The 23,261-nt window shown below is 40.5% G+C and carries 23 protein-coding genes; 10 read left to right on the top strand and 13 right to left on the bottom strand.

The window, feature by feature from the left end; genetic code table 11:
- Positions 1-12: 12 nt before the first annotated feature.
- The gene (locus ACHB7C_RS04505; RefSeq protein ID WP_042843542.1) at positions 13-1,476 is read right to left on the bottom strand and encodes a M48 family metallopeptidase; all 1,464 of its coding nucleotides are present in this window, start codon (positions 1,474-1,476) and stop codon (positions 13-15) included.
- A 197-nt stretch (positions 1,477-1,673) separates the two neighbouring features.
- Between ACHB7C_RS04505 and ACHB7C_RS04500 the strand changes: the two genes are divergently transcribed.
- Positions 1,674-2,738, top strand: a complete 1,065-nt coding sequence (locus ACHB7C_RS04500) for an AI-2E family transporter (RefSeq protein ID WP_042843543.1) — start codon at positions 1,674-1,676, stop codon at positions 2,736-2,738.
- 52 nt (positions 2,739-2,790) lie between these two features.
- Here the strand turns inward: ACHB7C_RS04500 and bcp are convergent, their stop codons facing one another.
- On the bottom strand, positions 2,791-3,261 hold the full coding sequence (bcp, locus tag ACHB7C_RS04495) for a thioredoxin-dependent thiol peroxidase (RefSeq protein WP_042843545.1): 471 nt from the start codon (positions 3,259-3,261) through the stop codon (positions 2,791-2,793).
- A 14-nt stretch (positions 3,262-3,275) separates the two neighbouring features.
- The gene (locus ACHB7C_RS04490; protein ID WP_042843546.1) at positions 3,276-3,833 is read right to left on the bottom strand and encodes a glycine cleavage system transcriptional repressor; all 558 of its coding nucleotides are present in this window, start codon (positions 3,831-3,833) and stop codon (positions 3,276-3,278) included.
- Positions 3,834-4,157: 324 nt separating this feature from the next.
- Between ACHB7C_RS04490 and dapA the strand changes: the two genes are divergently transcribed.
- The 3 genes from dapA (at position 4,158) to purC (ending at position 7,290) form a co-directional block, all read left to right on the top strand.
- Positions 4,158-5,030, top strand: coding sequence for a 4-hydroxy-tetrahydrodipicolinate synthase (gene dapA / locus ACHB7C_RS04485; protein ID WP_042844313.1), 873 nt, complete (start codon positions 4,158-4,160; stop codon positions 5,028-5,030).
- Between the two features lie 16 nt (positions 5,031-5,046).
- Positions 5,047-6,099 carry an outer membrane protein assembly factor BamC gene (bamC, locus tag ACHB7C_RS04480; RefSeq protein WP_042843547.1) on the top strand — a complete coding sequence of 351 codons (1,053 nt, stop codon included), beginning with the start codon at positions 5,047-5,049 and terminating at the stop codon, positions 6,097-6,099.
- A 477-nt stretch (positions 6,100-6,576) separates the two neighbouring features.
- On the top strand, positions 6,577-7,290 hold the full coding sequence (purC, locus tag ACHB7C_RS04475) for a phosphoribosylaminoimidazolesuccinocarboxamide synthase (protein WP_042843549.1): 714 nt from the start codon (positions 6,577-6,579) through the stop codon (positions 7,288-7,290).
- A 66-nt stretch (positions 7,291-7,356) separates the two neighbouring features.
- Here the strand turns inward: purC and ACHB7C_RS04470 are convergent, their stop codons facing one another.
- The 5 genes from ACHB7C_RS04470 to ACHB7C_RS04450 are packed head-to-tail and all read right to left on the bottom strand — an operon-like array spanning position 7,357 to position 10,765.
- Positions 7,357-8,178, bottom strand: coding sequence for an energy-coupling factor ABC transporter ATP-binding protein (locus tag ACHB7C_RS04470; protein ID WP_166696688.1), 822 nt, complete (start codon positions 8,176-8,178; stop codon positions 7,357-7,359).
- The gene (locus ACHB7C_RS04465; protein WP_395346512.1) at positions 8,162-9,028 is read right to left on the bottom strand and encodes an energy-coupling factor ABC transporter ATP-binding protein; all 867 of its coding nucleotides are present in this window, start codon (positions 9,026-9,028) and stop codon (positions 8,162-8,164) included. Before ACHB7C_RS04465 ends, ACHB7C_RS04470 begins: the two co-directional genes overlap by 17 nt.
- Positions 9,019-9,723, bottom strand: coding sequence for an energy-coupling factor transporter transmembrane component T (locus ACHB7C_RS04460; protein ID WP_129465979.1), 705 nt, complete (start codon positions 9,721-9,723; stop codon positions 9,019-9,021). Before ACHB7C_RS04460 ends, ACHB7C_RS04465 begins: the two co-directional genes overlap by 10 nt.
- Positions 9,724-10,305 (bottom strand): membrane protein, encoded by a 582-nt coding sequence (locus ACHB7C_RS04455; RefSeq protein WP_042843553.1) that lies wholly within the window; start codon positions 10,303-10,305, stop codon positions 9,724-9,726. It lies immediately after the preceding gene.
- A 34-nt stretch (positions 10,306-10,339) separates the two neighbouring features.
- Entirely contained in the window at positions 10,340-10,765 is a 426-nt protein-coding gene (locus ACHB7C_RS04450; protein WP_042843555.1) for a PPC domain-containing DNA-binding protein, read from the bottom strand.
- 717 nt (positions 10,766-11,482) lie between these two features.
- Here ACHB7C_RS04450 and ACHB7C_RS04445 point away from each other — a divergent pair.
- Together ACHB7C_RS04445 and ACHB7C_RS04440 are read left to right on the top strand one after the other, a co-directional pair.
- Positions 11,483-11,935 carry a DUF441 domain-containing protein gene (locus ACHB7C_RS04445; RefSeq protein WP_004911348.1) on the top strand — a complete coding sequence of 151 codons (453 nt, stop codon included), beginning with the start codon at positions 11,483-11,485 and terminating at the stop codon, positions 11,933-11,935.
- A gap of 7 nt (positions 11,936-11,942) precedes the next feature.
- Complete coding sequence (locus ACHB7C_RS04440) at positions 11,943-13,964, top strand: tRNA(Met) cytidine acetyltransferase TmcA (protein ID WP_395346509.1); 2,022 nt, start codon at positions 11,943-11,945, stop codon at positions 13,962-13,964.
- On the opposite strand, the gene ACHB7C_RS04435 is transcribed toward ACHB7C_RS04440, so the two are convergent.
- Entirely contained in the window at positions 13,945-14,136 is a 192-nt protein-coding gene (locus ACHB7C_RS04435) for a YpfN family protein (protein ID WP_042843559.1), read from the bottom strand. The genes ACHB7C_RS04440 and ACHB7C_RS04435 overlap by 20 nt on opposite strands.
- Positions 14,137-14,994: 858 nt before the next feature.
- Here ACHB7C_RS04435 and ACHB7C_RS04430 point away from each other — a divergent pair.
- A complete protein-coding gene (locus ACHB7C_RS04430) occupies positions 14,995-15,387 on the top strand; it encodes a DUF454 family protein (protein WP_094301207.1) in 393 nt (130 codons plus the stop codon).
- Between the two features lie 57 nt (positions 15,388-15,444).
- Here ACHB7C_RS04430 and ACHB7C_RS04425 read toward each other — a convergent pair whose 3' ends face one another.
- From ACHB7C_RS04425 to ACHB7C_RS04410, 4 genes are all read right to left on the bottom strand, one after another.
- The gene (locus tag ACHB7C_RS04425; RefSeq protein ID WP_042844315.1) at positions 15,445-16,113 is read right to left on the bottom strand and encodes a M15 family metallopeptidase; all 669 of its coding nucleotides are present in this window, start codon (positions 16,111-16,113) and stop codon (positions 15,445-15,447) included.
- A gap of 11 nt (positions 16,114-16,124) precedes the next feature.
- Positions 16,125-17,255: a succinyl-diaminopimelate desuccinylase gene (gene dapE, locus ACHB7C_RS04420; RefSeq protein ID WP_042844316.1), complete on the bottom strand. Its 1,131-nt coding sequence runs from the start codon at positions 17,253-17,255 to the stop codon at positions 16,125-16,127.
- Positions 17,256-17,268: 13 nt separating this feature from the next.
- Complete coding sequence (locus ACHB7C_RS04415) at positions 17,269-17,643, bottom strand: ArsC family reductase (RefSeq protein ID WP_042843560.1); 375 nt, start codon at positions 17,641-17,643, stop codon at positions 17,269-17,271.
- A gap of 168 nt (positions 17,644-17,811) precedes the next feature.
- On the bottom strand, positions 17,812-18,432 hold the full coding sequence (locus ACHB7C_RS04410; protein WP_042843561.1) for a LuxR C-terminal-related transcriptional regulator: 621 nt from the start codon (positions 18,430-18,432) through the stop codon (positions 17,812-17,814).
- Between the two features lie 615 nt (positions 18,433-19,047).
- Here ACHB7C_RS04410 and maeB point away from each other — a divergent pair.
- The 3 genes from maeB (at position 19,048) to ACHB7C_RS04395 (ending at position 23,251) form a co-directional block, all read left to right on the top strand.
- On the top strand, positions 19,048-21,327 hold the full coding sequence (gene maeB / locus ACHB7C_RS04405) for an NADP-dependent oxaloacetate-decarboxylating malate dehydrogenase (RefSeq protein ID WP_042843562.1): 2,280 nt from the start codon (positions 19,048-19,050) through the stop codon (positions 21,325-21,327).
- A 128-nt stretch (positions 21,328-21,455) separates the two neighbouring features.
- Positions 21,456-22,328: a ChaN family lipoprotein gene (locus tag ACHB7C_RS04400; protein WP_166685068.1), complete on the top strand. Its 873-nt coding sequence runs from the start codon at positions 21,456-21,458 to the stop codon at positions 22,326-22,328.
- A 128-nt stretch (positions 22,329-22,456) separates the two neighbouring features.
- Positions 22,457-23,251, top strand: a complete 795-nt coding sequence (locus ACHB7C_RS04395) for an energy transducer TonB (RefSeq protein ID WP_166685067.1) — start codon at positions 22,457-22,459, stop codon at positions 23,249-23,251.
- Positions 23,252-23,261: the final 10 nt, after the last annotated feature.

Raw genomic sequence — 23,261 nt, 5'->3', positions numbered from 1 at the left:
TATATTAACTCCTTACGGTTTTGCATTTTTATCACGTAATTGCAGTTTTATCAGTGCATCGATTCGCGCATCATAGCGCTGTTGTTCATAACTGCCTAATTTGCTCTTACGGCTAGCATCAGTGAGATAATTAATCGCAGTATCATAATTTCCGCGCAGTGCCATACCTTCAGCATAAGCTGCTAACTCTTCAGTACGGTTACCTTGTTTAGCAGACGCCTCTGCCAGTAGATCCCAACCGATGGGGTCATCTGGATAATCGAAAGTGTATTTATTCAGCAATGTTCTGGCTTCTTTATATTGATGGTCATTAATTAATGCATTCGCAAGATTAACAATAAACACCGTATTTTGAGGGGATTTCTTCAAGGCATTTTGCAAGCGCGTAACGGCTTTTGATACACGCTTTTGCTCAATATCAATATCCGTCATGGTATCGATAAACCAAGGGTTATCAGGCTGTTTAGCTAATAATTCAGCCATGATTTTACCTGCATCTGCGTATTTTTTATCTTGCGACAGAATCAAGGCTTTACCATACTGCGCGGCTATTTGTTCTTGTGCAGAGCCTTTCCCATAATTTTCAATAATCTGGTCTAATGCATGTTTTTGGTCTGAACTATACATTGCCAATATACGGACTCTGGCTAACATAAAATCCAGTGAAGATGGCACGCTGACTTTAGCGTATTGATTTGAACGGTTTCGAGCATCCGCTAAGCGGCTATCTGGTAAGGGGTGCGTTAGCAAAATTTCAGGGGGTTTAGACATATAGCGTGTTTGGTCTGACATCGTTTGCATAAAATCAGCCATTGCATGGGGGTCAAAACCAGAACGCCTTAGTGTTTGTAAACCAATACGGTCAGCTTCTTGTTCATTCGCTTGTGTAAAGCTGATCATGCCTTGTTGCACACCGGCCATCGTGCTTGTCAGTGCGGCAAAACCTGCTTGCGGATTTGCCATCACTAATAATAAAGAACCAATCGTCCCCGCAATCGCAAGAGGGGTGGTACTTTTTTGATCCTCCATCATCCTGGCAAGATGCCGTTGGGTGACGTGTGAAATTTCGTGGGCCATCACCGAAGCGAGTTGGCTCTCATTTTGGCTGTAACGAAATAGCGCGGAGTGTAATACGACATTACCGCCAAAATAGGCGTAAGCATTAATATTAGGGTTATTAACGAGATAAAACTTAAACGGTGTTTTAACTGAATCGGCATTCTTTACTAACCGCATACCAAGTTTGTTAACATATTGAGTCAACAATGGGTCGTAAATGAGTGGTGTACTAGCACGGATTTGGCGTGTAATAGCATCACCCATAATAATTTCTTGGTTGATGCTCAGTGTGCCCCCAGCTGTGGTTCCAATATCAGGTAAGGTGTCTTCTATGGCACTATAAGCAGGTAAAACTGCACCGTTCATCAGTGCGGCGATCATGAAAGCCAATAATGGGTGTTTGAATTTTTTCTTCATGAAACGTGAGTATCCCATACAACATTTAAAATTTAGGGTAAGTACCGACTTTATTTCGAGTGTATATAGGGTAAGGCAGCAAATAACTCGAAAAGTTTAAAACATATGATAGCAAAAGCTATCGTTAAATCTGTTCTTCGGTATAATTTTCGATAATTTAAGAACTGTCCTTTGTGTTATTTCCCCAGGAGCTACAAATGCTGGAATTGTTTTTACAGTGGTATCGTCGGCGTTTTGCTGACCCACAAGCCGTTGCACTTTTTACACTACTGGTTTCTGGTTTTGTGATCATCTTCTTTTTCAGCAGTATACTAGCTCCGTTATTGGCAGCAATTGCTTTAGCTTATTTACTCGAGTGGCCGACGCATTTACTACAACGTGCGGGGTTATCACGCTCTTTTGCTGTGAGTATCATTTTGACCCTATTTGCGGGAATAAGTGCCATGGTGATTTTAATTATTGCGCCGACAGCTTGGCAGCAAGGTATTAATTTGATGGCCGATCTACCGAATATGGTTAACCGTTTCAATGAATTTGCACAGAAACTCCCTGAGCAATACCCTGCATTGGTTGATGTTGGCATTATTGATATGATGGCTGATAATTTACGCAGTCGCATGTCAGGTATTGCAGACTCTGTCGTAAAAGCGTCTGTGGCATCACTAATTGGCATTTTTACTTTAGCTGTTTATTTGGTTTTAGTTCCACTGATGACATTTTTCCTATTAAAAGATAAAGAACGTATTAGCCAAAGTTTTTTAAAGCTATTACCTAAAAACCGTTTATTAGTAGGTAAAGTCTGGGTAGAAATGAACGAGCAAATTACCAACTATCTACGTGGCAAGGTAACAGAAATGGTGATTGTGGGTGTCGTCACTTATTTATGTTTTGCGTATTTTGACCTGCGGTACTCAGTATTATTATCAGTGTTGGTAGGGGTTGCTGTTTTGATCCCGTATATTGGTGCGGTAGCAGCAACAATTCCTGTCGTTATTGTTGGGTTATTTCAATTTGGTATTGGTAGTGAGTTTTGGTACTTGATGCTGGCTTATTTAGTGATCCAAGGGCTGGATAGCAATGTTGTGGTGCCTTTGTTGTTTTCAGAAGCCGTCAATCTACATCCACTAGTGATTATTTTATCTGTTGTCGTTTTTGGTGGTTTATGGGGAGTGTGGGGGGTATTTTTTGCAATCCCACTGGCAACGCTTATTAAAGCGGTTATTCATGTGTGGCCTGAAGACACCAACGAATTAGTAAAATAAGTTTAGAAAATAGTGCTGTATGGCCCATACAGCACTATATAAAGACTAAAAATTAAGCGTTCGCGGTAATGTATTCGAGGACGATTTCGTGGTGATTGCTGGTTTTGAAATTGTCAAATACGTGTTCTATTTTCCCTGTTGGGTCAATGAGGAAACTGATACGATGAATACCATCATAGGTTTTCCCCATAAATTGTTTTTCACCCCAAACCCCAAATTGCTCACATACTTGGTGCTCTTCGTCTGATAATAAAGTGAAGTTCAACATTTCTTTTTCAACGAAACGAGAAAGTTTCTCTGGTTTGTCTGTGCTAATCCCTAAAACCTCGACACCTTTCGCTTTTAGTGTGTCCATTTCATCACGCAAACCACACGCTTGAACGGTACAACCTGGAGTCATCGCTTTAGGATAAAAGTAAACTAATACGCGCTGACCCTGATAATCAGAAAGATTGATGATCTCACCATCTTGGTCAGGAAGGCTAAATTGAGGCGCCTTATCACCGGCTTTCAATGGGTTCATTACATATATCTCCGTTAACTCTGCATATTGGGGTTGTTGATAATGCTTATGTTGCCTTTAGCATTTAGCATTGTACATAGTTGTTGAAATTTGTTTTTTATAATTATGCCGTTATCGTCCAACGGGTCGTGTGCAGTAATCTGAATTTCCAGTTGAGCGGGCATATCATTATTGGCTGGTTGAGTCTTAGAAACAAGCTCTGCAATATTACATTGCGAAGTTGTGAATAAATTTGTGAATTGCTCGACAATCCGTGGTGCATCGTCGACAACCACGTTCACCGTTACTGTCGATGGGTAATAGGTTGTTTGAACACTTTGAGTTCTTTTCATGACAATCAGCAAGTCAAGTTCCGCCCCTTTAGGAGGCAATGTCGCCTCTAATAGAGTGATGGCATTCCAACTGCCGGATAACATCATAATAAACGTAAACTCCTTGCCAAACATCGCTAAACGACTATCTTCAATATTACAGTCACACTCACTAACGAGGCGAGTAATCGTGTTCACAATGCCCGGACGATCTGTTCCCAGCGCAGTAATCACAAGAAATTGCTGTTCAGTCTTAGGCAAAGTCTGTCCCTTAATGTTTTTGATTATGTCAGTTAAACACTTAATTAGAATATAGCAGTAAATACAGTTGTCATAAAACTGACGCCAGATGCAGGTAAGGAAACCATAAAAAATGGCATCTGCCAAGAGAAAGCACACACTCTTGCGAGAAATATCAGCGAATTATTACTTCTATTTAAGTTAATGTCTCTGGCATTAACAAAATTCATTAAAATCTTGCTGTTGGGTGGTTTTCTTCTTGGAAATGAAAAAGTAACATGGGGGTTCAATTATTAAGGGGGTATCGTCATGGCTAATGGAAACGCAAATTATAAAGATTTTTTAATGGGAAGCATTGTTGCAGTTATAACACCGATGGACTCAGCGGGGCGTTTAGATAAAGCCAGTCTGAAAAAACTGGTGGATTACCATGTTGAAAGCGGAACATCTGCCATTGTTTCTGTTGGTACAACAGGCGAATCAGCAACCTTAACTCACAAAGAACATGTGGATGTAGTGAAAGCCACCTTAGAGCTTGCTGATGGGCGTATCCCAATTATTGCTGGTGCAGGTGCAAATGCGACAGCGGAAGCTATCTCTTTAACCAATGAATTTGAAAATAGTGGGGTAGTTGCTTGCCTGACGGTAACACCTTATTATAATAGGCCTTCTCAGGAAGGGCTATATCAACATTTTAAAGCAATTTCAGAGAACACTAGCTTGCCACAGATTCTTTATAATGTACCATCACGGACAGGCTGCGATATGTTACCTGAAACCGTAGGGCGTTTAGCGAAATTGGCGAATATTGTCGCAATTAAAGAAGCGACAGGGAACTTAGCTAGGGTTCATCAAATCAAAGAACTGGTTGATGATGATTTTGTACTGTTAACCGGTGATGACGCGACAGCACTCGATTTCATGCAACTCGGTGGAAAGGGCGTTATTTCAGTAACTTCTAACGTTGCTGCACCGCAGATGGTAAAAATGTGTGACTTAGCGCTTGCAGGCAAATATACTGAAGCGCGCGAATTAAACAAAAAACTGATGGGGTTACATCTTCAGTTGTTTGTTGAACCAAATCCAATTCCAGCGAAATGGGGCTGTCATCGCTTAGGCTTGATTACAGATGGTACATTGCGGTTACCTATGACACCGCTAACCAGCTCAGGCCAGCAAAAAGTGGAAGAAGCCTTGAAACTCGCTGGGTTACTGTAAAATTTAGGGAATTTTAATGGCAACATTATTGCAAAAATCGAAGGTTATGAAGGTTGCTGGCCTGTCACTTGTCGTGTTACTGGCAGCCTGCTCCAGCGATCAGCGCTATAAACGTCAGGTCAGCGGTGATGAGGAATACCTCAATGCTGCGCCATTGAAAGTGTTAAATGTGCCACAAGGGCTTACATTACCAGAAGCAAATGGTGAGTATGATATCCCTAAAGCCACATCAACAGGCGCAGTAGGGAAAGCTTTAGATATTCGTCCCCCTGTACTGACAATTTCGCAATTAGCGGGTTCACGCACGGAAGATAGCGCGCAAGCAAGTCGTTTGTTGCTAGAAAATACACCTGAAAATAGTGCTCTTTGGTCACAAGTCACCATGATCCTAGAACAAAGAGGCATCCCAGTTTCATCGAAAGATGATGGCTCTCGCTCAATTGAAACCAATTGGGTCAAGTGGGATCGTGCTGACGAAAACGTGCCTATTGAAAGCCGTCATAAAATTACGGTTAAACCTGAAAACGGCATGATGGCATTAACAGTCACCAGTTTAGGGTTACGCCAAGGTGATGAAACTATTACTGATACTATTGAAGTTCAACGTTATAACAAATTATTGTTAAACGAATTAACTGATAATTTATATACGTTGCGTGATACTTCAAATAAAAACAGTATCCAAAGTGCCTATGGGATCATAGATGTTCAAACAGGTAGTGACGATACAGGCCTTCCTTTAGTCGTTGTCCGTGCGCCATTTGATGCGGTTTGGGAAAGGTTACCTCATGCACTAGAAAGTGTAGGCATGAAAGTTGGCGACCGTTCTCGCTCTAGTGGCTCTGTCACGGTAACTTACAAAGGCTTAAGTAGCTCAGAATGGCAAGCTCTGGGGGTTGATGACCCATCTATCCCTGAAGCGGATTATAAATTGCAGGTTGGTGACTTAAACAACCGTAGTACGCTGCAATTTATCACCACTAAAGGTGTCGCATTAACACAGAAACAAAATGATGAAATGGTCGCGGCATTAAAAGCGGCGTTTAGTAAAGTTCCAACGAATAAATAATTATATTTCATTTTGGTAAAACAAATAAAAACCGTGGCTTGCAATACAAGTCGCGGTTTTTTTTATGGGAAATTTTAGCCAAATTGGGTGTGTTCAAATTGGGGAAAAGGGATGAGTTAGCTCATCATAAGTTTATAGATAGATAATCATTTTAAATATTATTGCTATCTTGCCAATATGAGACGCCATAAAACGAATGGACAAAAAATCAGTGTTTATGCTGAAGTAATCGTTTGCGTCCGCCTGAGAATTTTATTATCATAATTAGCGCTAAAATATAAAATATTGTATATCAGTGGGTTAGCATAAGCTTTTACATTGGCATATAACTAGCTGAAACAGAGTAGAAAATTAACAGTGAACCGTATTTTTAAATGGTTTTTCTTCTGTTAATTATCTTTTCTGTAAAGACAGAATGATGACAGAATTCCCATATCATTTTTTATATAGATTAATCACATCTCTGGAGTGTGTAAGATGCAAAAGAAAGCTGAGTTGTATCGTGGTAAGGCAAAAACTGTCTATACCACAGAGGATCCTGATCTGCTGGTTCTGGAATTCCGTAATGATACATCAGCACTCGATGGTGAGCGTATCGAACAATTTGATCGTAAAGGCATGGTTAATAATAAATTTAACCATTTTATTATGAGCAAATTAGAAGAGGCGGGTATTCCAACACAAATGGAGGCACTGCTTTCTGACACTGAAGCACTAGTCAAAAAACTAGATATGGTTCCAGTTGAATGTGTTATTCGTAACCGCGCAGCGGGTTCACTTGTTAAGCGCTTAGGTGTTGAAGAAGGTATGGTATTGAACCCACCTTTATTTGACTTATTCTTAAAAGATGATGCGAAGCATGACCCAATGGTCAATGAGTCTTATTGTGAAACCTTTGGTTGGGTTAGCAAAGACAATCTGGCAACAATGCGTGAACTGAGCTACAAAGCAAATGAGGTTCTGAGCAAAATTTTTGCCGATGCTGGGCTCATTTTAGTCGATTTCAAACTAGAGTTTGGTTTATATAAAGGCCAAGTGGTACTAGGGGATGAATTCTCTCCAGATGGTAGCCGTTTATGGGATAAAGCAACCCTTAATAAAATGGATAAAGACCGTTTCCGTCAAAGCCTTGGCGGCTTGATTGAGGCTTATGAAGAAGTTGCTCGTCGTATTGGTGTACCGCTAGATTAATCAATTTTCCATTATTTTAGGTATGGATCAGCCTGCTATTCAGGCTGATTTTGACGAAGAGTTATGTTACTTAAGGGACGATTGGTTCAGAAAATTGGTTACCCAAGACGATGGGGTGATATAAGGTTGTTCCAGTTGTTCCAGTTGTAACTGTTGGCTAAGTGAAATCAGTGTTGGGGCCGGAAGAGACGACTCAACTTGCAGTTTAGGATGGCATAATATAGATAATGGCGGCCCATCAGCGATGAGCTCCCCATTTGATAAATGTAAGGTCCGCTGGAAATGGCGTGCTACAAAGTCAAGGTCATGGCTAATGGTGACCACCGTAACCCCTTTTTCACGTTGCAATGTTAGCCAATGCTCGAATCGGCGCATCCAACATGCATCGAAATCACGGCTAGGCTCATCGAGTAATAATAATTTAGGAGAGATAGCCTCTAAACAGGCAACAGCAACCATTCTTCGTTGGCCTGCATGCAAATCTAAAGGGTGTTTATCTGCAACATCAGTGAGGCCGCAAGTCTTTAGCGCATGTAATGTACGCGTTTGAATTTCAGCTTTAGCGTATTTTTGCCGCTTTAAACCAAAGGCGATTTCGTCTTTGACTCGACTATGAAAAATTTGTTTTTCAGCTTCTTGAAATAAAATACCGATCTGGTTTGCTCTATGGGGTGCAGTAATGGCACTGAGCTTTTGATTGTCGAGGTGTATATGACCGCTGGTGGGTTGCAATAAACCCGCTAAAAGTCGCAATAATGTTGATTTCCCCGCGCCATTATCCCCCACTAAAGCTACCCATTCTCCAGAGTATATGGAGACAGATAAGCTCTTAATATTATCATGACTAGAACTTGGCCAACGGTAAGTTAGCTTATCGAGTTGCAGCATACCGCTCCTTAAATGCTTGCACCAGTTGGCTTTCATTATGGGGGATATTACCAACCCAAAGACCTTGTTTGACTAGCTCTCCCACGGCTCGCCATGCGTCTGGCATATTAATAGTTTCAAATGCAGCAAGAAAAATATCATTCAAGCTGCCGACGGCTTGCATTTTTCCTGCTTCTAAAAATGCTTTACCAGAACTTAATAGCAAAAAAGTACTGCAAAAATGGGTTGCGGGTAATAAATTGCGCTCAAATAACATTAAGCTACAACCAGTTTGTTCGGTGTATTGCTTGAGTTGAATTAAAATATGCTGTGTCGCACTAGGCGTTAACCGACTAAATGCCTCATCGAGTAGCAGTAATTTCGGTTGCATTGCTAAAGCGCTGGCTAAGACGACACGCTGAGCTTCACCACCCGATAAGGTTGAAGGGTGCCGAGTACGTAACGGCTCACAGAAGGTTAAACGGATTGCTTGTTCAACCCGCCTATCTATCTCTTCTGGTGCTAACCCTAAATTTTCAGGCCCAAAGGCTATTTCTTGCTCGACGGTAAAAGCACAGCCTGATAGCTGTAAATGTGGGGATTGTTGAATGAGTTGCCGGCTAGTTGAAGCTTGAATTAATGAGTCTGTTGTCAATGTTCCCTGTAATACATTGGCGACACCTTCAATTTTCCCACGGATTAAATCATCATGCCAGCCCGCAAGTAGTTGGGCTAATGTACTTTTACCACTGCCATTGCCCCCGTATACACATAGCCACTGGCCTGGATCGAGATGTAAATCTATCGGCCCTAATAAAATTTGCTCTGTTCCTTGTGGAATAAAGCACATTTGTTGCAAATTCACCACCACAGAGCTAAACCACCTTCAATAAAAATAAATATGACTAACCCGTAGCGTAAGGATATTTGCCATAAACTGTCAGCGGGAGGGTTAAGGGTCGTACGGTTAGAGCTGTATCGAAAGCCACGCATATCCAGCGCGGCACTGCGGATACTCAACTCATTGAGTGTATTACTGGCTAGTGGAAATAATAAGGCCGGCAATGATGTGATGCGCTGCCAAATCCCGCCATTTAAGGGAACTCCGCGAGCAATTTGAGCTTCACGGATAGTTATCAACTGTTGGCGTAGTTGTTCAACGAGTAATAGTGGACCTGCCAATAAATAGGCAAAGCTTGCGGGCAACCTGCTAGCAAATAGGGCTCGAATAAACCGCTCCGTCGGGACAAATTGCAACCAAAGTTGGGAGCCACTAATAATAGTTAATAACCTAAACCATAATGCCATGGCAAAATCTGGGCGGCTATTTTTCAACGTATCCCCTGTGAGTATCTGGGCTAACCAACCACTATGGATAAGCCAGAGACCTGCCGCCATGGGTATCATAATCCACGCGACAACACGCCAACGATGACGAGCGGGTTGCCATAATAGTAATACCATAAAAGTACTACAACCTAGCAGAGCTAAAGGCCACCCCAAAGGCAAAAATAGTGAACTCGCACTCAGCCAGAGCCAAAGCGTCAGCGAGGTAAACGGGTGCATTTAACTTACCTTAGCCATATTGGGGTAGTTGCGTTGCACTCGCTCCGGCAATTGGCGAACCAGCAGCCAAGCAACAATAGCGGAAATAACTTTATCTGCGATGTTGGCACCTAGAACGGTAATCGCGACTGATTCAAGTAAGTTATCTCCAACGGCATGGAAATAGGCAACGAAAAAATCAGCTCCACTACCCGTCGTCCCTGCAAATAAGTAAGTGCGAATAGGGACAGCAACGAGCATTAATGCAAAGGTAATAATGACCCCGGATAAAATAACTCTAGGTAAGGTGCGAAAACAGCCGGCACGGGCTAACAACCCAGCACTGAGGCCGATCATCATGGCTACGGGGGCAAATGCTGCGGCGATAGGCCCGCTGAGTAATCCCCACAATAAATTGGTTAATAAGCCACTAAACAAGGCGACCCAAGGGCCTGCTAATAACGCACAAATTAGCGTTCCAATAGAATCGAGAAAAATAGGCAGTTTTAACATAGAGCTTAATTGCCCAATAATCATATTAATCGCGATCGAAAAAACAATTAAAGTCAGTGTGCGACTAGAAATAATCGACGTTTTGCTCATGACAACGTATTCCTTGCTATGATGGAATAATAAATTAACGAGAGGTGATAATAAGTTCTTCGTAACCTGAAAGAGGACACGGTTCACGTGTGAAATTGGTTTTTTCAAGTTCACCAATCACCAGTTCTAATGTGGTTCTCACTGTGCAACCGGGCATCATATGGCCACCAAGCACTTTGCCAGTTTCGTCAGCAACCGCCAGATGAAGGTGTTCACCTTGGGCATCCAACGTACCGATTAAAGAGACAATCTCAAATTTACCTGTTGTATGATGCGTTATATCCTGCCCAGCGAAACGTAGAGCAACATTGGTTAAGCTGCCAACACTCCCAGCAATAAACGCAGCTTGCAGACGATGATGTGCAATTTGTTGGCGTAAGGATAAAATCACATCTTCATCGGGTACTAAGCGGATAGCAATAAAACGAGCGTTGGAATAAAGGGGTAAAGGGTGGGTCATATCATTAATCCTAATTATTGTGCTAGTAATAAGTGCCACACAATTTAGTAAATTATCAATTATCTTGGTTTATGACTTTTTATATTAATAACTGATGGATATTATACTCAATAATTACCAATTGTCTGGGAACAAAGGTGTTTGAGTGCATCTTTAGTAAAACGCACTGTAAGTTGGTGTTTATGGTGATGAATATGGGAAAAATGAAGAAATAAAAAAATAAAGAGTCATGAATATCCCGAATATTTAGCTTAAGTTTTATTGCTTACAGGTGGATTTAAACTTAACGGTGTTTTTCTGAGCGCGATAAACGGATAACCATGGTTTATGCTAGCGAGTGTTTTCTTTAATATGGATAAATTGCTAAGGGAAATGTCTACTATTCCCGTTTAAACCATCCTCGGATGGTATAGCTTTGGGGATAGTTCAGTATGCTAGATGGGCAATATTCGTATTCATACATGCCTTTAGTTAGAATAAAGCTAAAAATATTAAACAGCATCAATTGATATTAATAAGTAATACAAGTGTAATTACTAAGTTAATATGATGGAAGGAGACAGTCAGTTTTATTATTCATTATAATAATAGGTTAGCAAAAACAAAATAGAGCATGTATATATTTGCTTCTTTGATGATGAGCCAATAACATGTTTTGAAACCAATCATTTTAGCTGTTCGTAAAATAATAATTACGCGTTCTACAGGGATAAATCTATGAGTCATGTTGATCCAACATTAATCATCCTACTGGTATTAGCTGGGTTAGGGATCATAAGTCATAATATGACGGTCACTCTTGCGATGTTATTTTTATTGGTGGTTAGGATCACGCCATTGAATAATTATTTCCCATGGATTGAAAAATATGGGTTAACAATCGGCATTCTTATTCTCACTATTGGGGTGATGGCTCCTATCGCAAGTGGCAAAATAACAGCGAACGAAGTCCTGAGCTCATTTTTAAATTGGAAATCAATCCTTGCCATCGTGATTGGTATTGCCGTCTCTTGGCTAGGTAGCCGTGGGGTGACTTTAATGTCACATCAACCTTCTACAGTCGCAGGGTTATTAGTCGGGACAGTTATTGGTGTCGCTTTGTTCCGCGGCGTTCCTGTAGGGCCGTTAATTGCGGCTGGGATCTTGTCGTTATTAATTGGGAAATCATAACATTACTATGGTTGAACTATTATCTCCCATTGTAGAACAGCTTCGTTTTCTGGGCATGCGGCGTCTTTTGCTCCTTCCAGGAGACGATGCTTGGGTCGAGCAACAACTGATAAACTTACAAGAAACACTAAAGGGGGATTGGTTAACGCTATCCTCTAGCTTACCGAGGGCGGTTCTACCTGAAAATGCACACTTGTTGTTAGGTCGGGAGTTTTTACACGGTATTTTTGACGCGCGTAAAGGCCTACATAGTGAAGCATTGGCAATATTATCTGGGGCATTGAAGGCTGGCAGTCTGTTGGTTTTATGTACCAAAGAGCCGTCGAAATGGGCAGCCAGTGAAGATGCGGATAGCCTACGCTGGAATGAGCAACACGGTATTATTCCCACTCCTAATTTTGTATCGCACTTACAACACACAATTCACTTATCGGATACCGTATTATTTTACCAGCAGGGGAATACCCCCAGTTTTTCATTGTTGGAAAATAAAACCAAATGGTTGCCAGCAACAGGTCAACCAACCAAACAACAACAAAAAATTATTAGCCAATTATTACATGCTCAAGGTGGTATTTGGGGGGTAATAGCACCTAGAGGGCGGGGGAAATCGACCCTTGCGGGGATGCTAATACAACAATGGCCTGGGGAGTGCTGGTGTTGTGCTCCAGCGAAAGTGGCGACAGAAGTGTTAACACAACGGGCAGGTAAGCCAATTACGTTTTGGTCCCCAGATAATCTTTTGTCGTTTTGTCGCCAGAAAAAAAACATTACTGCAGATTGGTTAATTATTGATGAAGCTTCAGCCATCCCAAGCTATATTTTGCGTGAATTAGTAGAATACTTTCCTCGAGTTTTATTGACGACGACCGTTGATGGTTATGAGGGAACTGGGCGTGGTTTTATGTTGAAATTTTGTGCTAGTTTGCAAAATTTCACAGCACTTCAGCTTGATGAGCCGATGCGTTTTGCTCGAAATGACCCTTTAGAGCTATGGCTTAACCAAGCACTCCTGTTACAAGAACCAGAATGTCAGAAAAAGAAGGTTGATGCCATTGAGTATTTAGGGATAACTCAAATGGAATTGGCGGCTAACTATACCCAACTTAGCGCTTTTTATGGCTTATTGATGAGTGCGCATTATCGAACATCTCCTTTAGATTTAAGGCGTTTATTGGACGCAAAGCAACAACATTTTATGGCGGCAAAAGCTGTCGGCCATGAAAGCACTTTCATTGGTGCTGTATGGATGGTAGATGAGGGGCAATTAACTGAAGCGCTAGGCTGGCAAATTTGGGCTGGTTTACGCCGGCCTAGAGGGAATTTAGTTGTACAGTCATTAGCCGCACACAGTTATTTTCCGAATGTTGCTCAATGGAAATCACGTAGGGTAATGCGTATTGCCGTTGAGAGCCATTATCGAAGAAAACAAGTTGGTTTAACATTATTAGAAAAGCAACAGGCTATTGCGAAACAACAGGGTTTGGATTTTTTATCAGTCAGTTTTGGGTTAACCCCGGATTTACTCGCATTTTGGCAAAAAGCAGGTTTTCGGTTAATTCGCATAGGGGACCATAAAGAAGCGAGTAGCGGGTGTTTTACTGCGATGGCAATATTACCGATTTCTAGCCGCGCATCTCAATTTTGTGAGCAAGGTGAATTGTTGTTACAGCGGGATGTAGCCTGGCGTGAGGATTTATCAGCGTTTAATTTACTAGTAAGTGACCAACAGCAGTTAATGGATGAAGATTGGTTAGAACTAGTCGGTTTTAGTGAGTTTAAACGCCCTCTAGCAGCAAGTAAAAGTGCCATTATGCGTTTGTTAACTGTAACTTCAAATGAACTACCTTTGTTAAGTAGGCATTTGCAATCATTAGAGCCGATAACTCAAATTTGCGCTGATATGGCATTAACAGGGAAAAAACAATGGCTACAATTAGCGAGAAAAGAGGTTGGTACACAAGTAAAAAAATACCAACCCGATTTGCTTAGCAAAATAAAACAAAAGATTATTTCTTTTTGTCATTAGGCCAGTCATCCTCATCGTCCCATAAGTGGTTATTATCTTTATGAGGAGGGAGTTCAGGTTTATCATCTAGGTATTTTTTTGGGTCAAGTCTCAGCATTTCTTTTACTGAGTTCCAAATAATACCGACTAGTAAGAGTAAAATTATCCACCAGTAGTCAGCTAGCCATTGCATATTCACCTTCCATTCGTCATTCTTTGAGCTGTCTGTGCGTTGATTTCGCTCAGTTACCCTAGTCACATACGGGTGTATGCTCCTAGGGATGCCTTCTCTTATCGCCTGCATACAACTCAAATAATTTAGAATGGGTATGGAACAGTCATTCTTTGAGCTGTCTGTGCGTTGATTTCGCTCAGTTACCCTAGTCACATACGGGTGTATGCTCCTAGGGATGCCTTCTCTTATCGCCTGCATACAACTCAAATAATTTAGAATGGGTATGGTACAGTCATTCTTTGAGCTGTCTGTGCGTTGATTTCGCTCAGTCACCCTAGTCACATACGGGTGTATGCTCCTAGGGATGCCTTCTCTTATCGCCTTCATACAACTCAAATAATTTAGAATGGGTATGGAACAGTCATTCTTTGAGCTGTCTGTGCGTTGATTTCGCTCAGTTACCCTAGTCACATACGGGGGTATGCTCCTAGGGATGCCTTCTCTTATCGCCTTCATACAACTCAAATAATTTAGAATGGGTATGGAACAGTCATTCTTTGAGCTGTCTGTGCGTTGATTTCGCTCAGTCACCCTAGTTACATACGGGGGTATGTGACTAGGCGAGTTTCCTATCACCTTTATTAGAAATTAAACGGCATGATAAAAATATAGCTATACCCGTTAAAATCGGACAATACCTTCAGCACGCTAAAATAAAGGTAATCATAATCATTTCAATCGGCAAAATCGACTTTTCATTACGCCTATTTACCATTACAGTATATCATTGATATTACTATGAGTTACCACAGATTTTGTAAGGTATTTTACCTTAGTATCTGCTTATTTCTTATTCTTTATAAAGGAGGAGGAGTTTTGAAAAAATTGTTCCTCATTACCATTGGATGGTTAGCTGTTGTACTGGCTTTTGCTGGTGTGGTGCTTCCCGTTTTGCCAACAACCCCTTTTTTATTATTAGCTGCTTGGTGCTTCTCTCGCTCATCACCGCGTTTCCATCACTGGTTGCTATATCGTTCGTGGTTCGGTAGTTATATTCGTCATTGGCAAAAACATAAAGGGTTACCAAAGGGGGCTAAACCTAAGGCTATTATTTTAATCTTATTAACATTTTCATTTTCTATTTGGGTTGTTAGTTACCTTTGGTTAAAAATAAGCTTATTGGTACTGTTATGTTGGTTGTTAATGTTTATGTATAGGCTTCCAGTGGTTGATGAACAAATTTCAGGGAAAAATAAGAAGGTTTCATAGACGGGGAATTCCAATCTATGAAACGCAATATAATAGGGGGAAATGTCTTAGCTAGTCTTATACATCTAGGCGAATATAACGCTCAAATACATAATTTAAGTTGTTGATTAGCCAATTTTTACCATAGATCTCTTCTTGCTGTAACACTTGTTTAATCACTTCAGGTGTTAATAATTGCTCAGCTTCATGCGCTAAAGGCCAATAACTAATATGCCACGGTTCGTATGCGACACCAGCATCAATTGCTGTGAACGGGCGATAAAAATCGAATGTTGACATATTTTCAGTAAGCCAATCATTTAGCTCTGCAAGGTAGCCCCCAGCCTCATATTCCCATGGTTCTAACTGCAATGTTTGCCCTGTAGGGATACGCAAAGGGTCATAAACATCAATCTCTGTGCCCCAGTGATGGCGACTGGCTCCGGGTAATGCGGACCAATGCAGAATAGCTTCACATAGTTCCCCTTCAGAAAGTTGGCTGATATCTAATGGTTGACTATGAGTATCAAGAACAGGGCGCAGGCCGGTAAATTTTTCATTCCAAATAAGTTGTTGACGTGAAAAATCACGAAAAGCGCTTGCTGACTGTAATTTAAAGCCCGCTTTAGTCGCGGTTTGTTGCATTGCAAGAAACGCTTTTGTTGCATTAAATTGCAAGCGATGTGACCCGCCAAGCGTAACTAAATGGTCTGTTGAGCGGCCAGTTAGCATTTCAATAGTGAGCATATTATTGGTGGTCATAGTATTAACAACTCCATGATCCTCTCATAGATTAAAGCTAATTGTTGTAGGTCATCCACTTTTACGCATTCATCAACTTTATGAATTGTTGCATTTAGTGGGCCTAGTTCAATCACTTGAGTGCCCATTTGAGCGATAAAACGGCCATCCGACGTACCACCACTGGTTGAAAGTTCAGCGTTTTGACCCGTTAATTCATGAATTGCTTGTAATGTAGCGGTAACTAATTCGCGTTTTTCTGTCAAAAAAGGTTGCCCAGATAGTACCCATTCAATTTTATACTCGAGTCCATGTCGTGATAACATTTCAGTGACCCTGTCACGTATTTGTGTGTCAGTCAACTCAGTACTAAAACGGAAATTAAATTGGACAGATAATTCTCCAGGGATCACATTACTTGCCCCTGTCCCTGCATGGATGTTAGCAATTTGCATCGTCGTTGCTGGGAAAAAATCATTACCAGTATCCCATGTGGTGGTCGTAAGCTCATGCAAAAACGCACTTGCGCGGTGAACTGGGTTAGTTGCTAAATGTGGGTAGGCGACATGGCCTTGTACGCCGATGATAGTGAGGTTAGCTGTGATTGAACCTCTGCGGCCATTTTTAACAATGTCACCTAATTGAGCTTGACTAGAAGGCTCACCGACTAAACAGTAGTCGACGCGTTCTTGGCGCTGCATTAAAGTTTCAACGACTTTAACAGTACCGTCTAACGCATCTGCCTCTTCATCTGAGGTGATTAAAAAGGCTAAACGACCCTGATGGTTGGGGTGTTTTTCAACAAATCGCTCTGCAGCGACGACCATTGCTGCGACTGAACCCTTCATGTCGGCAGCACCACGGCCATAAAGATGCTGATTTATAATCGTAGGTGTAAATGGTGGTGTTTGCCACTGAGCACTATTACCCGCAGGGACAACATCAGTGTGACCTGCGAAGGCTAAAGTAGGGCCTTTTGCGCCACGAAATGCCCAAAAATTTAATGTATTCCCAAAGGGCATGGGCTCAATAATGAAGCCAATTTTGTCTAGGCGTTCAATAAGTAAGGCTTGGCAGCCTTGGTCATCAGGGCTGATTGAAGGGCGAGCAATAAGTTCTTTGGCAAGTTGAATAACCGGACAATCCATTTTAATCACCTGATTATTTAATGAAGTTTTGGTACTCATCCGCATTAAACCCAACTAGATAACGGTTATCAGCGGAAACAAGTACAGGGCGTTTGATCATCGCAGGCTCTGCAAGTAATACCTTTTTAGCGCTATTAGCGTCGATAACGGCATTTTTTTCATCATCAGTCAATTTACGCCATGTAGTACCACGCTTATTAACGAGGATTTCCCAGTCAATGTTATCCATCAGTGTAGAAAGTAATGCATCACTAATTCCATCAACCCGATAATCATGGAACTGATAATCAACCCCATTATCCTCTAAGTATCGGCGAGCTTTTTTTATGGTGTCACAATTTTTAATTCCGTACATAATATAAGGAGAAGCAGCAGGGGTGTTCGACATACAATGGTCCTCAAAAAATAGCGATATACCTTATATAATGCGGGAAAATGCATTGAGGATCTACCCCAAAATGGTAAATAGATATCAAGGTTATTATTTGCTTGCATATAGTTTATTTCATAAATATTAAATGAATTAAACTGAGCGTTAATATTAAATTATATAGATTTATTTTGAGCGCATATATATTAAGCTTGCTTCAAGTCGTGAGCGGACACGTAGCTTCTTAAGAATATTGCGTATGTGAACTTTCACCGTTTCCTCTGAAATAAAAAACAATTTAGCTATTTCCCTATTTTTTAAGCCTAGTGCCATTTTGTGAATGATTTCACATTCGCGTCGAGTTAGTGTTGATAAAGGGTCAGTAGATTGATGCCGTGTAATAAGCAGTTGATATATTTTTTCACTAAACACATGCTGGCCTTCTGATGCTTTTTTCATACTATAAAATAGCATATCTAGATCACTGTTTTTTAATAAATAACCTTGAGCACCGGAATCGATAGCATTATACACATCAGTCTTAATAGTAGATGCAGATAACACTAATATATAACTATTTATACAATGCTTACGAAGTGAGCGTATGGTCTCAAACGTTTTATTTCCTCGAATATTAGTATCAATTATTATTAGGTTAGGGTGTAACTGTGTTGCGACATTCAAAGCGTCGTTACAGCAGCAACATTCAGCAATTATAGTAAAGTAATCATCGGTATTTATAAGTTGACGTAATCCGAAGTGTATGATCGGGTGTTCATCAATAATCATTACTGAATAATTAGACATAGTCGGTTCCTTTGTCATGTCTTAAGGAATATCATATTTTCCATATAGAGAGTGGGCTGTTAAATAATTTATTTAATATATAATTAATATATATAATAGTGTTTTGTCACTATGTATTAGGTTGTTATATATTGCCTGCATTGCTGAAATAAGTTACTGAAATATGTTATGAGAACACGACATAAAAATAATAATCACAAATTTTGATAATACATTAAATTGGTGTAAATAATATCTAATATTTTAATATGATAATGATAAAAAAATAATCATGAAAGTAAAAATAATATTTTCACAATTTAATTTGCATGTTTTTTAAATTGAAGGAGTACATAATGATATATGATTTATATAAAATTAATAAATATCTTAGTCTGTGAGAAATAGATTAATATCTTAAACGTGTTGCTATTATCACTTTTATTATTGGTAGAGGCAGAGGGACTTTGAATGGATAAAACGATAGCGCAGGTAAGGTATCTGCAGACATATTGCTGATAATATCATCGTAACCGAAAGATTTTTCTGGAAATTGCCAGCATGATCATGATTTGCTAGTGAGATGTGTTTATACTGTTAGCGCTCTTACCTTACCAATTTTGAAAGGACTTGACGATGGATGATAAATTAAAACAAAGTGCTCTTGATTTTCATGAGTTTCCACATCCTGGGAAAATTACTGTTACTCCAACTAAACCATTAACAACCCAGCGCGATCTTGCATTAGCTTATTCCCCCGGCGTTGCTGTTCCATGCCTTGAAATTGCTGAAAACCCACTTAAAGCTTATCGTTATACTGCTAAAGGTAACCTTGTTGGCGTTGTGTCCAACGGTACGGCAGTTCTTGGGTTAGGTAATATTGGTGCTTTGGCAGGTAAACCTGTCATGGAAGGGAAAGGCGTACTATTTAAAAAGTTTTCTGGCGTTGATGTCTTTGATATTGAAGTTGATGAAACAGACCCAGACAAACTGGTTGATATCATTGCTTCGCTTGAGCCAACTTTTGGTGGTATTAATTTGGAAGATATCAAAGCGCCAGAATGCTTTTATATTGAACAAAAACTGCGTGAACGCATGAAAATACCCGTATTCCACGATGACCAACACGGGACAGCGATTATCTGTACTGCTGCGGTTATCAATGGATTACGCATTGTAAAAAAAGAGATTGGTGACGTCCGTCTAGTGGTTTCAGGCGCGGGAGCCGCATCAATCGCTTGTATGAATTTATTAGTCGCATTAGGCTTAAAACGTGAAAATATCACAGTTTGTGACTCAAAAGGTGTTATTTATAAGGGTCGTGACGAAAAAATGGATGTCACTAAAGCGGCCTATGCGATTGAAGATAACGGCCAGCGTACTTTAGCTGATGCGATACCAAATGCCGATATTTTCCTAGGTTGTTCTGGTCCTCGTCTTTTAACGCCTGAAATGGTGAAAACCATGGCAAAAGACCCACTCATATTGGCGCTTGCCAACCCAGAGCCTGAAATTCTTCCACCGTTAGCCAAAGAGGTTCGTCCTGACGCCATTATCTGTACAGGTCGTTCTGATTATCCTAACCAAGTTAATAACGTTTTATGCTTCCCATTCATTTTCCGTGGTGCACTGGATGTGGGTGCGACAACCATTAACGAAGAAATGAAACTAGCTTGTGTGTATGCCATTGCAGATTTGGCTTTGGCAGAACAAAGTGAAGAAGTGGCCTCTGCGTATGGTAATCAGGACTTATTTTTTGGCCCTGAATATATTATTCCTAAACCATTTGACCCACGCTTAATTGTTAAGATTGCTCCTGCTGTTGCAAAAGCCGCTATGGATTCAGGCGTTGCAACACGACCAATCGAAGACTTTGATGTGTATATCGAAAAATTAAATCAGTTTGTCTATAAAACAAACTTGTTTATGAAGCCTATTTTCTCTCAAGCGAAAACAGAGAAAAAACGCATTGTTTTGGCGGAAGGGGAAGAAGAGCGCGTATTGCATGCGACTCAAGAATTAGTTTCATTAGGTTTAGCGTTCCCTGTTTTAGTTGGGCGTCCTAGTGTGATTGAAATGCGCATTCAAAAGCTTGGCCTACATATTGAACTAGGTAAAGATTTTGAAGTAGTAAACAATGAAAATGACCCACGGTATAAAGAGTACTGGCAAGAATACTACCAGATTATGAAACGCCGAGGCGTCTCACAAGAAATGGCACGTCGTGCTGTAATCAATAACCCAACCTTAATTGGTGGGATCATGGTATTGCGTGGCGAAGCAGATGGGATGATTTGCGGTACTGTCGGAAGTTATGGTGAACATTACGAAGTCGTCAAAGAACTATTTGGTTTCCGTGAAGGTGTTCATACCGCAGGTGCGATGAATGCCTTGCTACTACCAACCGGTAACACGTTTATCGCCGATACTTACGTTAATGAAGACCCTACACCTGAAGAGCTAACAGAAATTACTTTAATGGCGGCAGATACCGTACGTCGCTTTGGTATTGAACCAAAAGTTGCTCTGCTTTCTCGTTCTAGTTTTGGTTCTTCGGATTGCGCATCAGCACAAAAAATGCGCGACACACTTGCGATGGTTAAAGCACGTGATCCGCACCTTGAAATTGACGGTGAAATGCATGCCGATGCGGCCTTAATCGAATCAATTCGCAAAGATGTGATGCCTGATAGCCCATTAAAAGGTTCAGCTAACTTATTGATTATGCCTAATATGGAAGCAGCTCGTATTAGTTATAATTTACTGCGAGTGACTAGCTCTGATGGTGTTACTGTAGGGCCAGTATTGATGGGAGTAGCGAAGCCTGTGCATATTTTAACGCCAATTGCTTCAGTACGTCGCATTGTGAATATGGTGGCATTAGCCGTTGTAGAAGCACAAACTAACCCGCTATAGGTTTTGTGTTAATAACTTAACATTATCTGTAAAGACTTCTGTTTTTATAAAATAGAAGTCTTTTTTAATTGAAAATGATTCTCATTATCTGTATTTTGTAGTGTAGACTACAGCATACGGAAAGTATAATGATTTCAATTAGATTAATATCAAAAGTATCCATTTTTATCGTCGGGTTATTCATTATTAGCGGTTGTGTGCAAAAAGTTACACCGTCCATAGTACAACTAGATAATCAGCTTACTGGGCCAAATCAATTGGTTGATTTGTCTACCGGAAAACCAATTACGCCTCAACAACTTATCCAGCAACTCGCACAATCCACTCATGTGATTGTGGGGGAAAAGCATGACAATCTGTATCATCACCAAATAGAGCAGTGGGTTGCTCAGGAAATGCAACAGCTTCGCCCTCAAGGCTCTGTGTTACTTGAAATGATTACGCCTTCACAGCAAAACAATATCACCAAGGTGCAAGCTCAGATGCAAAGTAACCTTTATATACGTGATGAAAAGCTACAGGCGGCTATTAAGTGGAATACTGGCTGGCCTTGGGGCTTATACGGTAATCTGGTAAGGCATTTACTTAGTCAGCCATATCCTTTGTTGAGCGCTAATTTAGATAAACAGGTTATTACAGAGGCTTATGCTAATCCACCTGTACTAAAAGGCCAGTATTCAACGCAGTCAGTAGTACAAGATACAATTCGGAAAACGATTAAAAGCTCACATGGTGGGGAACTTACCGTTGAACAAGTAGAAAAAATGACTGTTATTCAGCAGATGCGTGATCGGGCAATGGCACAAGCGTTAATCAATGCGCCAAAACCTGCGTTGCTGTATGCCGGTGGGTACCACGCAACCCGTGCAATCGGGGTTCCTTTACACTTACAAGATTTAGCTCCTGAAATAGAATTTAAAGTTTTGATTATCTCCGAAGAGGGTAATCAAATTGAAAACTTACATGCTGATTATGTTTGGTATACGCCAAAGAATAATTAATTTCGCATAAGATAAGTAATATTCATTAATTATGCGAATGATTTAACATCAAGGTCAATAAATGCTTTTCATTTGCATTTGTTATTGATTATCATTTATATACTTTTTTTATGATAAGAAAGATGAAAATGGTGGCGATGACTTTAGGTTATGAACAAGCAACAAAAACCAGTAGCTCAGTTGTATTAGCGGTTCTTTTACACATAATGGTTATTGGTTTCTTTATTCGTACTATAGAAGATAAATGGGATGATTACTTACCATCACCTTCAGTGGTAATGGAACTCTCTTTTGAGTCAGAAGCAAAACAATTAACTGAAACTAATATTGGGAAAACACAAGAACTTTCGATAGCAAGCGAAGCAAAGCTGACTCCTGACGATGAGTTTCTTGAACCGGTTGTTCCAGTTAATGAAGATGCTGAATTATTAGTGGCGAAAATTAAAAATAAGAAAACACAACCAGAGGTCAAAAAAGCACATAAGGAAATTAGTAACAAACGAATAAGTGAAATTGAAAGCGATAATTCAAAAGCGAGTTCTGCACCGGTGACTAGTGAGGCGGTGGCTAAACAACAAACACAGCGCGTTGCTGCACAAGTTGATAGCAGTTCTCAAGCTGATGATAGCAAACGTCAATGGGAAGCAATGGTACTGGGGCAGTTGAACAAGTTTAAGCGCTACCCTGATGATGCGAAAAGGCGTAATAGAATAGGGCGTCCTATCATAAAATTTGAGGTTGATGCACAAGGTTATGTATTAGACAGTGTATTAATTAAAAACTCCGGGACGCAATCATTAGATAGAGAAGCACAACGTGTCCTTTTGAGAGCTGAACCATTGCCACCACCACCAATTGATATGTTAGTTAATGGAAAGGTAACGGTGAAGTTACCTATTGATTTTAATATCATCAATGATTAATCAGGGTAAG

The organism is Providencia sp. 2024EL-00732 (genome assembly GCF_044006275.1).
Taxonomy (GTDB): Bacteria; Pseudomonadota; Gammaproteobacteria; order Enterobacterales; family Enterobacteriaceae; genus Providencia; species Providencia huashanensis.
Note: the sequence above shows the minus strand (reverse complement) of the source record. Positions and strands in the feature narration are given on the sequence as shown.

What these genes read in the sequence shown, in the direction of transcription:
- ACHB7C_RS04505 (WP_042843542.1), bottom strand. Translation starts at nt 1,476, where the DNA reads ATGAAGAAAAAATTCAAACACCCATTATTGGCTTTCATGATCGCCGCA.
- ACHB7C_RS04500 (WP_042843543.1), top strand. Translation starts at nt 1,674, where the DNA reads ATGCTGGAATTGTTTTTACAGTGGTATCGTCGGCGTTTTGCTGACCCA.
- bcp (WP_042843545.1), bottom strand. Translation starts at nt 3,261, where the DNA reads ATGAACCCATTGAAAGCCGGTGATAAGGCGCCTCAATTTAGCCTTCCT.
- dapA (WP_042844313.1), top strand. Translation starts at nt 4,158, where the DNA reads ATGGGAAGCATTGTTGCAGTTATAACACCGATGGACTCAGCGGGGCGT.
- bamC (WP_042843547.1), top strand. Translation starts at nt 5,047, where the DNA reads ATGGCAACATTATTGCAAAAATCGAAGGTTATGAAGGTTGCTGGCCTG.
- purC (WP_042843549.1), top strand. Translation starts at nt 6,577, where the DNA reads ATGCAAAAGAAAGCTGAGTTGTATCGTGGTAAGGCAAAAACTGTCTAT.
- ACHB7C_RS04470 (WP_166696688.1), bottom strand. Translation starts at nt 8,178, where the DNA reads ATGCTGCAACTCGATAAGCTAACTTACCGTTGGCCAAGTTCTAGTCAT.
- ACHB7C_RS04460 (WP_129465979.1), bottom strand. Translation starts at nt 9,723, where the DNA reads ATGCACCCGTTTACCTCGCTGACGCTTTGGCTCTGGCTGAGTGCGAGT.
- ACHB7C_RS04455 (WP_042843553.1), bottom strand. Translation starts at nt 10,305, where the DNA reads ATGAGCAAAACGTCGATTATTTCTAGTCGCACACTGACTTTAATTGTT.
- ACHB7C_RS04450 (WP_042843555.1), bottom strand. Translation starts at nt 10,765, where the DNA reads ATGACCCACCCTTTACCCCTTTATTCCAACGCTCGTTTTATTGCTATC.
- ACHB7C_RS04445 (WP_004911348.1), top strand. Translation starts at nt 11,483, where the DNA reads ATGAGTCATGTTGATCCAACATTAATCATCCTACTGGTATTAGCTGGG.
- ACHB7C_RS04440 (WP_395346509.1), top strand. Translation starts at nt 11,943, where the DNA reads ATGGTTGAACTATTATCTCCCATTGTAGAACAGCTTCGTTTTCTGGGC.
- ACHB7C_RS04435 (WP_042843559.1), bottom strand. Translation starts at nt 14,136, where the DNA reads ATGCAATGGCTAGCTGACTACTGGTGGATAATTTTACTCTTACTAGTC.
- ACHB7C_RS04425 (WP_042844315.1), bottom strand. Translation starts at nt 16,113, where the DNA reads ATGCTCACTATTGAAATGCTAACTGGCCGCTCAACAGACCATTTAGTT.
- dapE (WP_042844316.1), bottom strand. Translation starts at nt 17,255, where the DNA reads ATGGATTGTCCGGTTATTCAACTTGCCAAAGAACTTATTGCTCGCCCT.
- ACHB7C_RS04415 (WP_042843560.1), bottom strand. Translation starts at nt 17,643, where the DNA reads ATGTCGAACACCCCTGCTGCTTCTCCTTATATTATGTACGGAATTAAA.
- ACHB7C_RS04410 (WP_042843561.1), bottom strand. Translation starts at nt 18,432, where the DNA reads ATGTCTAATTATTCAGTAATGATTATTGATGAACACCCGATCATACAC.
- maeB (WP_042843562.1), top strand. Translation starts at nt 19,048, where the DNA reads ATGGATGATAAATTAAAACAAAGTGCTCTTGATTTTCATGAGTTTCCA.
- ACHB7C_RS04400 (WP_166685068.1), top strand. Translation starts at nt 21,456, where the DNA reads ATGATTTCAATTAGATTAATATCAAAAGTATCCATTTTTATCGTCGGG.
- ACHB7C_RS04395 (WP_166685067.1), top strand. Translation starts at nt 22,457, where the DNA reads ATGGTGGCGATGACTTTAGGTTATGAACAAGCAACAAAAACCAGTAGC.